Origin of the sequence: Nocardia sp. NPDC050793, assembly GCF_040654065.1 — a bacterium.
GTDB lineage: Bacteria > Actinomycetota > Actinomycetes > Mycobacteriales > Mycobacteriaceae > Nocardia.
On sequence record NZ_JBFAHG010000001.1, the window covers coordinates 1,039,045 to 1,050,222 of the forward strand.

General features: G+C 66.7%; 1 protein-coding gene. It reads right to left on the minus strand.

The features are described from left to right. Nucleotides 1–38: 38 nt before the first annotated feature. Entirely contained in the window at nucleotides 39–11,174 is an 11,136-nt protein-coding gene (locus tag AB0H50_RS04815) for a type I polyketide synthase (protein WP_357446748.1), read from the minus strand. Nucleotides 11,175–11,178: the final 4 nt, after the last annotated feature.

The window sequence follows — 11,178 nt, forward strand, 5'->3', positions numbered from 1 at the left end:
ACGACCGGGTGGGCAAGTCGCCCACCCGGTCGTTGTTCCTAGCTCTCGAGCCAATCCTCGATCGCTTCGGCGACGTCCGCTGAGCCATCCTCCAGGATCGTGATGTGGTCAGCCTGTACCGAAACAACGGTATGCGCCGAATCCCACGGTTCGGCCTGCCAGTCCATGCGATCCGATGAGCTCCCCAGGAAGTTCTGGGCGCACTGGACGAACAACGTCGGCGTGGCGACGGAGCCGAGCACCATCTCCTTCAGGAGCTGCACATACCGGCCCATGCCGGTCAGCCGGGCCTGGTCGAAGCGACCGGTCGTAGCCTCTACCGACACCATGTGTTCGAACATCGCCCGAAGCAGCCATTCACTACCGTCGTTCACCTTGTAGGTGTCCAACATGACCACCGCGGCGGGCGCTGGGCCACCAGCCGCTTCCAGGTGCTCGGTGGCGAGGTAGGCCAACAGGCCGCCCGAGGAGTATCCGACCAGAACGAACGGATCTCCCTGCGCCGCCTCGAGGACGGAGCGCGCCACTGCTTCCGCAGCCGCCGTCGGCGTCGTCGGCAGTGGCTCTCCCGTCCGGCAACCGATCGGGGCCAGCGCCAAAACATCATGGGCAGTTCGCAAGTGCGATGCGATCCGGGCGTACTGATGTGCGCCGCCGGTGGCCAGAGGCGGAGCGAGGCAAATGATGCGTGGCAGGGTGGAGCCCGCGGCAAGCCGCGTCGGCACCGGCAGTCGGTCCAGTTCGTGGGCCGACGAGAACTGCTCACGCAGCTCCGCCGCCGCCCGCAACAAAGCGAAACCCTTGTCGGCCCGGCCGGACGCTACCGCGCCACGGAACATCCCGTACAACGAGTCGTCCGCACCACCGGGTTCATGGTCGGTTCGTGAGTCTGCGGTGAGCTCCTTCTGCAGGTATCGAGCCAGTGCCGCCGGCGTCTTGTGATCGAAGATCGCGGCGGTCGGCAGCGTCAGGCCGGTGGAGGCGTTGAGGACGGTTCGCAACTCCATGGCAGCCAGTGAGTCGAATCCCGATTCGAGGAAGTCCCGCTCGGGGTCCAGTGCCTCAGCGCTCTCATGTCCCAGCAGCCTCGCCGCGTTCTCGAGGATGTGCGCCCGGAGCCACTGTTCCTGTTCTGGCTCGGACAGTTGTGCCAGTCGTCTGCGGACCGCACCCGCATCCTGTGTTCCGGTGCTCTGCCGCCGCCCTGTCCGCTTGGCCAAGTCGCGCAGCAGCGCGGGCACCGCGTCCCGGGCACGCAGTGCGGCCAGGTCGATCTCGACCGGTACGTGCACCGGGCGGTCCGAAGACAATGCCGCATCGAACAATTCGAGCGCCTTGTCCGCGGCCAGTGGCGGCAGGCCCTGGCGACGCATACGCTGCCGGTCGGCCTGGCTGAGCCACTGAGAGAGTCCGGTTTCGATGTCCCACAGACCATAGGCGAGCGAGGTAGCAGGCAAGCCTTCGGCACGACGGTGGGTCGCGAGCGCGTCGAGGAACAGGTTGGCCGCCGCGTAGCCGCCCTGACCTGCGGGCAGTATCAGGCCTGCCACCGAGGAGATCATCACGAAGGCGGACAGCCCGGCTTCCCGGGTGAGCTCGTGCAAATACCAGGCGGCGTCGGCCTTGGCACCGAGGCAGTAGTCGATCTGCTCCGGCGTCAAGGTATCGACCAGCCCGTTGTAGGCAACGCCCGCCACGTGGACGATCGCGCCGAGCGGATGCTCCGCGGGTATCGAGGCCAGAAGATCTCGCAGCGCATCACGGTCCGTGACATCGCAGGCAGCTACGCGAACCTGGGCGCCGAGAGCATCGAGTTCCTCGATGAGATCCGCGGCGGCGGCTGGTCCACGTCGGCCGGCCAACAGCAGGTGTCGCACACCGTGCTTGCTCACCAGATGCTCGACGAGGTGGCGACCGATCCCGCCGGTACCACCGGTAATCAACACGGTCCGCTCGGAATCCCAGGGTGTCGGCTGCTCCGATTGGGGTGACGCGGCACGAATGAGCCGCGGCACCCGAGTCCCATCGCCATGGACATCCAGTTCCGGCTCGCCCGTCAGCGCTGCTGCGACCAGGTGATCCGCTGTTGTCACCGCGGGGGCCTCGATGAGCACGATCCGACCCGGGTTCTCCGCCTGCGCCGCGCGGACCAGACCCCACACCGCAGCCGCGGCGGGGTCGATCGTGCTGTCGGTAATCACCGCCAAAGTGCTCGCGGCGTAGCGCTCTTCGCTCGAGAACTGCCGGATGACATCGAGCGTGCGATGCAAAGCCGTGCGCAACCGGACCGGCATCTCAGCGCCGTCGACCGGCGGCCGGAAGAGGAATACCGAGGCCGGCTCGGCCGCGCCCCACTCGGCCCAGGAAGCTGCTGCTGCGGATCGCAGCTTCGGACCGGTCCGCCACGTGAGTTCGTAGAGTGCGTCATGCGACCGGGGTGCGGCCGAGAGCAGTTCGCGCGACAACGGGCGCAACGCGAGGGACTGTACGGAAAGCAGTGGCGCGCCACCGGAATCGGCCATTGTCAGGGTGACCGTCCCCTGATTCAGCACGGCCAACCGAACCCGCACCCGCCGGGCGCCGTCGGCGTGTAAACGCACCGAAGACCAAGCAAAGGGGACGAGGGTCGACCGCTCGGCGTGCTCGTTCACGTCCTGCGGAAGGCCGAAGGCCAACGCGTGCATGGTCGAATCGAGCAGCGCCGGATGTACGCCATAGCCTTGCGCGGAGGTCTGCTCGGGTAGCGCGACTTCGGCGAAGAGATCCTCGCCGCGCCGCCACAGGGCTACCAGTCCTTGGAAGGTGGGCCCGTAGTTGTACCCGTTGTCGGCGAGTTTGTCGTAAGCGCCATCCAATATCACCTCCGTAGCACCGGCCGGTGGCCACTGAACGAAGTCGTCCCAGTCTTCCGGTTTGTCGGTCTCCCCGCCCGGACTGACAGCGCCTTCCGCATGGCGGGTCCACGGGACCGACGGATCGTCCTCATCCCTGCGCGAGTAGATGTCGAGCCGTCGGCGACCGGTCTCGTCGCCGTCACCGACGATCACCTGGATTTGCACTCCGCCATGCCCCTGGAACACGAGCGGCGCCAGCAGCGTGAGTTCCTCCAGTTCCGGACAGTCGACCTGGTTTCCGGCGTGCAGGGCCAGTTCGACGAATCCGGTGCCGGGCAGCAGCACGGTCCCGAGCACGTCATGATCGACCAGCCAGGGGTGGGTGGCCGCGGACAGGCGGCCGGTGAATCTGACGCCCCCGCTCTCCGGCTGCGCCACCAATGCGCCCAGCATGGGGTGTTCAGTGGACCGCAGGCCGAGCGCGTGGGCCTCTCCGGTGTGCAGCGGGCCCGTGGTCCAGAAGTGACGGTGCTGGAAGCTGTATGTCGGCAGATCGATCCTCGCGGCTCCAGCGCCACTGTAGTAGCTCGACCAATCCACCGTCGAACCCGTGACGTGCAAACGGGCCAGCCCCGTCAGCAGGGTTGCGGGGTTCGCGTTGTTTTTTCTGGCCAGAGCGATTGTGGTTGCGGTGTCGAGTGTTTGGGCGATCATCGGGGTCAGCACGGCGTCGGGTCCGACCTCGGTGAACCTCGAAACTCCCAGCTCCGCCATCACGGCGACCGCATCGGCGAAGCGCACCGTGTCACGGACCTGCCCCACCCAGTACGACGGATCCGACATCTCGTGCTCGATTCGGGCACCGGTCACCGTCGACACCAACGCAACGTTCGGCCGGGCGAATGCCAAACCATCGATTGCCGTGGCGAATTCGGCCAGCATCGGCTCCATCGACGCCGAATGGAAAGCATGCGAGACCCGCAACCGATGCGTCCGCCATCCACGCTCGACACACGCCTCGACAACAGCGGCGACCGCGTCATCGACACCGGAGAGCACTACCGACGACGGTCCATTGACCGCCGCGATCGACACCCCATCGGACAGCAGCGGCACCACCTCGGCCTCCGGCGCACCGACAGCCACCATCGCCCCACCAGCAGGCAGCGCCTGCATCAACCGACCACGCGCAGCCACCAACACACACGCATCCGCCAGCGACATCACCCCCGCCACATGCGCGGCAGCGACCTCGCCGATCGAATGCCCGGCCACCACATCGGCCCGCACACCCCACGACTCGAGCAGCCGGAACAACGCCACCTCGAACGCGAACAACCCCGCCTGCGCGAACACCGTCTGGTCGACCAGATCCTCGCTCGCCAACGCCTCGCCCAGTGAAACCGTTTGTCCCAAAAGCCGCTCGAGTTCGGCGACCATCACGTCGAAGTGCTCGGCGAACAACGGATACGCATCACGTAGCTCAGTAGCCATACCGGCCCACTGCGCACCCTGACCCGAAAACACCACGGCCGTCGAACCCGGCACTGCGCGACCGGACACTACACCGGGGGCCTGCACTCCCGCGGCCAACGCCCGCACACCAGCGAGTAGACCATCACGATCCTCGGCCACGACTACAGCCCGGTGCTCGAAGACGCTCCGGGTGGATGCCAGCGAGAAGCCGACATCCATCGGATCCTGTTCGCCCACGTGCGATGCCAGACGATCCGCCTGACCGGCAAGAGCCTCGCCACTGCGTGCCGACACCACCCACGGCAACACCCCGCCGGCCGGCGCGGACTCGACCACCGGAGCCGGGACCGCGGCGGGCGCCTGTTCGACGATGAGGTGAGCGTTCGTGCCGCTCAGGCCGAACGAGGAGACACCCGCACGACGCGGCCGATCCACCTCCGGCCACGCCACCGGTTCGGTCAGCAGGCGGATATGGCCCTCGGACCAATCGACTTTCGTGCTCGGCCGATCGACGTGGAGCGTCTTGGGCAGCATGCCGTGCCGCATGGCCATGATCATCTTGATCACACCGCCGACGCCCGCCGCGGCTTGGGCATGTCCGATGTTGGACTTCAACGATCCCAACCACAAAGGACGATCGGCATCCCGATCTTGGCCATAGGTGGCCAACAGTGCCTGGGCTTCGATCGGATCACCCAAAGTCGTACCCGTGCCATGAGCTTCGACCACGTCGACCTCGGTCGGCGACACACCGGCATTGGCCAACGCTTGACGGATCACCCGCCGCTGCGACGGACCGTTCGGCGCGGAGAAACCATTCGACGCACCATCCTGATTCACCGCCGAACCAGTAATCACCGCAAGCACCTGATGACCATTGCGCTGCGCGTCGGACAACCGCTCCAACACCAACATCCCGGCACCCTCGGACCAACCGACACCATCGGCCGCATCCGCGAACGACTTACACCGGCCATCCGGCGACAAGCCCCGCTGCCTGCTGAACTCGACGAGCATCTCCGGGGTGGACATCACCGCCACACCACCGGCCAACGCCAGATCGCACTCCCCCGATCGCAGCGACTGGGCCGCCAGATGCATGGCCACCAGCGACGACGAGCACGCCGTGTCCACGGACACCGCAGGACCTTCCAAGCCCAGCGTGTAGGCGATGCGACCGGAGACCAGACTGCCGGCGACGCTGTTGCCGGTCCCCTGGGCATAGTCGTGGTACATGACGCCGGTGAACACGCCGGTCGAACTGCCGCGCAGCACCGCCGGATCCACACCCGCCCGCTCCAGCGCCTCCCACGAGATCTCCAGCAACGTCCGCTGCTGCGGATCCATTATCGTGGCTTCGTTGGGACTGATCCCGAAGAAATCCGCATCGAAATCAGCCGCGGAGTACAGGAATCCACCCTGACGGGTATAGGTCTTGCCCGCCTTGCCGGGCTCCGGATCGTAGATGCCCTCGAGATCCCAGCCACGATCCGAGGGCAGATCACCCGTGGCGTCCATGCCTTCGGCAACCAGACTCCACAGGTCTTCGGGCGAGGCGACGCCACCGGGGTAGCGGCAGCTCATCGCCACCACCGCGATCGGATCGCCGCCGGCCACCCTGCTGGCAGTGACCGCGACCTCCTGGCTGGTGCCGGAGAGTTGGGAATCGATGAACTCGGCGACAACCTGCGCGTTCGGGTAGTCGAAGACCAGCGTCGCAGGCAGCTGCAAACCCGTCGCAGCATTCAACTTGTTACGGAACTCGACCGCACTCAACGAATCGAAACCGAGCTGCTGGAAAGCCTGCTGCGGCTCAACAGCATCCACCGACACATGCCCGAGAGTGGCAGCGGCCACCGAACGGACCAGGTCGAGCAAAGCGCGCGCACGGTCCGCATCCGACAAACCGGCCAGCTTTCGGGCGAAAGCCTGACCCGCCGCACCTCGGTTGGTGCGGCGGACGGGGGTCGGCACGAGCGCGCGGACGAGGGCCGGGATCAGCTCACCCCGAGTCCGGAGCACCGCGCGATCGACCCGAAGCGCCACCAGCTGGGCCGAATCGGTGGCAATCGCCGCATCGAACAGCGCAAGACCCTCGGCCTCGGAGATCGGCGGGAAGCCCTGTCGGCGCAGCAGATCGAATTCGGCCTCGGACAGCTCGACACCGAGACCGGTCGATCGCGCCCACAACCCGTAGTCGATAGCGGTTGCCGGCAATCCCAGACTATGACGATGCGCGGCAAGGGCATCGAGGAAGACGTTTGCCGCGGCGTAGTTCGCTTGACCCGCCGCCAGCACCAGCCCACCCGCGGATGACAACAGCACGAACAACGACAGCGCGGTATCACGAGTCAGCTCGTGCAGATGCCACGCCGCATCAACTTTGGGCCCGAACACGTAATCGACCCGCTCGGCCGTAATCGATTCGACCAGACCGTTGTCCGCGGTTCCGGCCGCGTGCACTACACCCACCAACGGTTGCTCGACCGAAATGCCGTCCAGCAATTCCGCCAACGCCGACCGATCGGACACATCACACGCGACAATGGACACCTGCGCACCCAGCTCGGACAGCTCCGCATGCAATTCCGCAGCACCCGGGGCGTCCGGGCCACGCCGAGACGTCAAAAGCAGATGGCGCACACCATGTTCGGCGACCAGATGCCGCGCGATCACCGCGCCCAGACCGCCCGTACCACCGGTCACCAGCACGGTACCCGGCTCGGACAATCGAACGGCCGAACCGGTTGCGTGCCGACTCAATCGCGGCACGAGCAGTGTTGCACCGCGCAGCGCAGCCTCGGGTTCCAGCGCGACGGTCGCGGCCGCAGCGGCGATAGCGAGCGCGTCACGATCCTCATCCTGAGCCAGATCGAGCAGCTGGAATCGGCCCGGATGTTCGGCTTGCGCGGCACGCAGCAGACCCCATACCGGCGCCTGGCCCAGATCCACCTGCTCCGCATCGGCAACGGCCACCGCATGTCTGGTCAGCACCACCAGACGTGAACCGGCCAAACGCGGTTCGGCCAGCCAACTTCGCAGTGTGTCGAGCACACCGATCCCGATCCGGCGGGCGGCCTCCGGCGGCGCACCGTCGTGGACGGGGATCTCCCACAACACGATCTCCGGAACATCCGCATCCCGGGCCGCATCCCACTCGGTGATCAGCGCCGCGAGATCGCCATTCAGTACCGCCACCCGGCCCGGCTCGACGGTCGCTTGCGACGGCGCGGCAGCGACCCACTCCACGCCGAAGAGGGCATCATCCACCCGATCCGCCTGCAGGCGATCGGCCGACACCGGCCGAGAAACCAGGGCCCCCACCGACATCACCGGCCCGCCCTGCTCGTCGGCCAGCTGGAGCGCGAACCGGGTGCCCTCGACCACGATGCGAACCCGCACCGCGCTCGCGCCTGCCGCGTGCAGCACCACCCGGTTCCAGGTGAACGGCAGTGCCGGGAAACCCTCGACACCGCCACGCATACCGTGCACGATCCCGGCGTGCAGCGCCGCGTCGAACAGTGCCGGATGGATGCCGAATCCCTTGCCGTCCTGTGGATTCGGCAGCGCGACCTCGGCGAACAACTCGTCACCACGCCGCCACGCCGCCTGCAGCCCCTGGAAGAACGGGCCGTAGCCGTACCCGATATCGAGCAGCTCGTCGTAGACGCCGTCGATATCCAAGGGCTGGGCACCGGCCGGCGGCCACGCGGCGAGATCGAAATCGGCCACCACCTCATCGGGTGCGAGCACACCTTCGGCATGCAGCAACCACGGCCCCTCGGCGGTCTGCCGCGAATGCACACTCACCCGCCTGCGACCGGCCTCGTCTGCCGCTGTCACCACGACCTGTACTGCGACGCTGCCCTCGGCCGGCACGGTCAACGGGGCCTGCAGGACCAGCTCGTCCACCACGGCACAACCGAGCACACCGCCGACGTAGCTCACGAGCTCGACGAAGCCGGTGCCCGGCAGCAACACGGTGCCGAGCACGCTGTGGTCGGTCAGCCACTCGACCGAGTCCACGGTCCACCGGCCGGTGAAACTCACGCCACCCGAATCCGGATGCGGCACCACCGCACCCAGCAGTGGATGCTCCACCACATCCAGCCCGACCGAGCTGACTCCGCTCAGTTCGGCTCCCAGCCACGACATGGCCAGCGCCTCCGTGGGATCCAGCCAGAAACGCTGATGCTGGAAGGCATAGGTGGGCAGGTCGATGCGCTGACCTCCGGCATGGACACCGGCCCAGTTCACCTCGGCGCCGGCCACGAACAACCCGGCTACCCCGGCCAACACCGCGGACGCGTCGGCACGGTCACGACGCGCCAACGCCACCACCGCAGCAGCCTCGTCGTCGAGAGTCTGGGCGACCATCGGGCTCAGGACCGCGTCCGGGCCGATCTCGGCGAACCGGGATACACCCATGTCCGCCATCGTGGCGACGGCGTCGGCGAACCGGACCGTATCCCGGACCTGGCCGACCCAATACGTCGCAACGGTCATCTCATCGGTGACCCGGGCTCCGGTCACCGTCGACACCAGCGGGATCGTGGGCCGTCCGAAGGTCAAACCCTCGATCGCCGAGGCGAACTCGGCAAGCATCGGCTCCATCAACGCCGAATGGAAGGCGTGCGAAACCCGCAATCTATGCGTGCGCCAACCGCGCTCGGTGCACGCCTCGAGGAGAGCGACGACGGCGTCCTCGACACCGGAAAGCACTACTGACGACGGACCGTTCACCGCCGCGATCGAGACCCCATCGGCCAGCATCGGCCGCACGTCGGCCTCGGAAGCACCGACAGCAACCATTGCCCCACCGGAAGGCAACGCCTGCATCAAACGACCACGCGCAGCCACCAACACACACGCATCCGTCAGCGACAACACCCCAGCCACATGCGCGGCAGCCACCTCGCCGATCGAATGACCAGCCACCACATCGGCCCGCACACCCCACGATTCGAGCAGCCGGAACAACGCCACCTCGAACGCGAACAACCCCGCCTGCGCGAACACCGTCCGATCGACCAAGTCACCGTCCGCCAACGCCACACTCAGCGAAACAGACTGCCCCAGCAGCGGATCCAACTCGGCGACGATCCCATCGAAAGCCGCAGCGAACACCGGATACGCCGCACGCAACTCAGCCGCCATACCGGCCCACTGCGCACCCTGACCCGAGAACACCAACCCCGTGGTCCCCGGCACCACCCGGCCGGTCACCACCCCCGAAGCGGTTTCGGCGCGGCCCAACGCCCGCACACCCGCCAGCAACCCCTCACGGCTCTCGGCCAGGACGACCGCACGATGGTCGAACACCGCACGCGTAGACGCCAACGAGAAGCCGACATCCACCGGATCCAAGTCCCGATCGCCGACATGAATCGCCAAGCGGACGGCCTGTGCGGCCAGCGCCTCGCTACCGCGCGCCGAGACCACCCACGGCAGCAACCCACCCGCCGGCACAGTCTCTTGCGTCGGGGCATGTTCCACCGCCGGTTCGGCCACCGGGGCCTGCTCGATGATGACGTGCGCATTCGTACCGCTGATACCGAACGAGGAGACACCCGCACGACGCGGCCGATCCACCTCCGGCCACGCCACCGCCTCGGTCAACAAGCGCACATGACCCTCGGACCAATCCACCTTGGTGCTCGGCCGATCGACGTGCAGCGTCCTCGGCAGCACACCGTGCCGCATCGCCATGACCATCTTGATCACACCACCCACGCCCGCCGCCGCCTGAGCATGACCGATGTTGGACTTCAACGATCCGAGCCACAGCGGACGGTCCGCATCTCGCTCTTGCCCGTAAGTCGCTAGCAGCGCCTGGGCTTCGATCGGATCGCCCAACGTCGTTCCCGTGCCGTGCGCCTCCACTACGTCGACATCGACGGGCGAAACACCGGCATTCGCCAACGCTTGACGAATCACCCGCCGCTGCGACGGACCATTCGGTGCGGTCAAACCATTCGACGCACCATCCTGATTCACCGCCGAACCAGTAATCACCGCAAGCACCCGATGACCATTGCGCTGCGCATCGGACAACCGCTCCAACACCAACATCCCGGCACCCTCGGACCAACCGACACCATCGGCCGCATCCGCGAACGACTTACACCGGCCATCCGGCGACAAGCCCCGCTGCCGACTGAACTCCACCAGCGTCTCCGGAGTCGCCATTACCGCCACGCCACCGGCCAACGCCAGATCACACTCACCCGACCGCAACGCCGCCGCGGCCGAATGCATGGCCACCAGCGACGACGAACACGCCGTATCGACCGTGACCGACGGCCCCTCCAAACCGAACACATACGAAACCCGCCCCGAGGCAATGGATCCCGTATTGGCGTTGGCCGGATAGTCGTGATACATCATGCCGACCCACACACCGGTCCGGCTGCCCTTCAACGAACCCGGATCGACACCGGCCCGCTCGAACGCCTCCCACGAAGTCTCCAACAGCAGAAACTGCTGCGGATCCATCAGCGCCGCCTCATTGGGGCTGATGTTGAAGAACGCCGGATCGAACTCCCCTGCGGCATGCAGAAAACCGCCTTCGCGCGTATATGCGGAGTTCGGCGTCTCACCGGTCGGGTCGTAGAGACGATCGACATCCCAGCCACGATTCGCCGGGAACTCCGACGTCGCGTCGGTCCCCGCGGACACCAGGTTCCACAGCTCCTCCGGCGAGCCCACCCCACCCGGATACCGGCACGCCATACCCACGATCGCAATCGGCTCACGAAGCGACGACTCGAGCTTGCGGTTGCGGGCACGCAACCGCTCGGTCTCCTTGAGCGAGACACGGAGGGCCTGAGCCAGCTTCTGAGTATTGTCATCGGGCTTGGTCATCAAT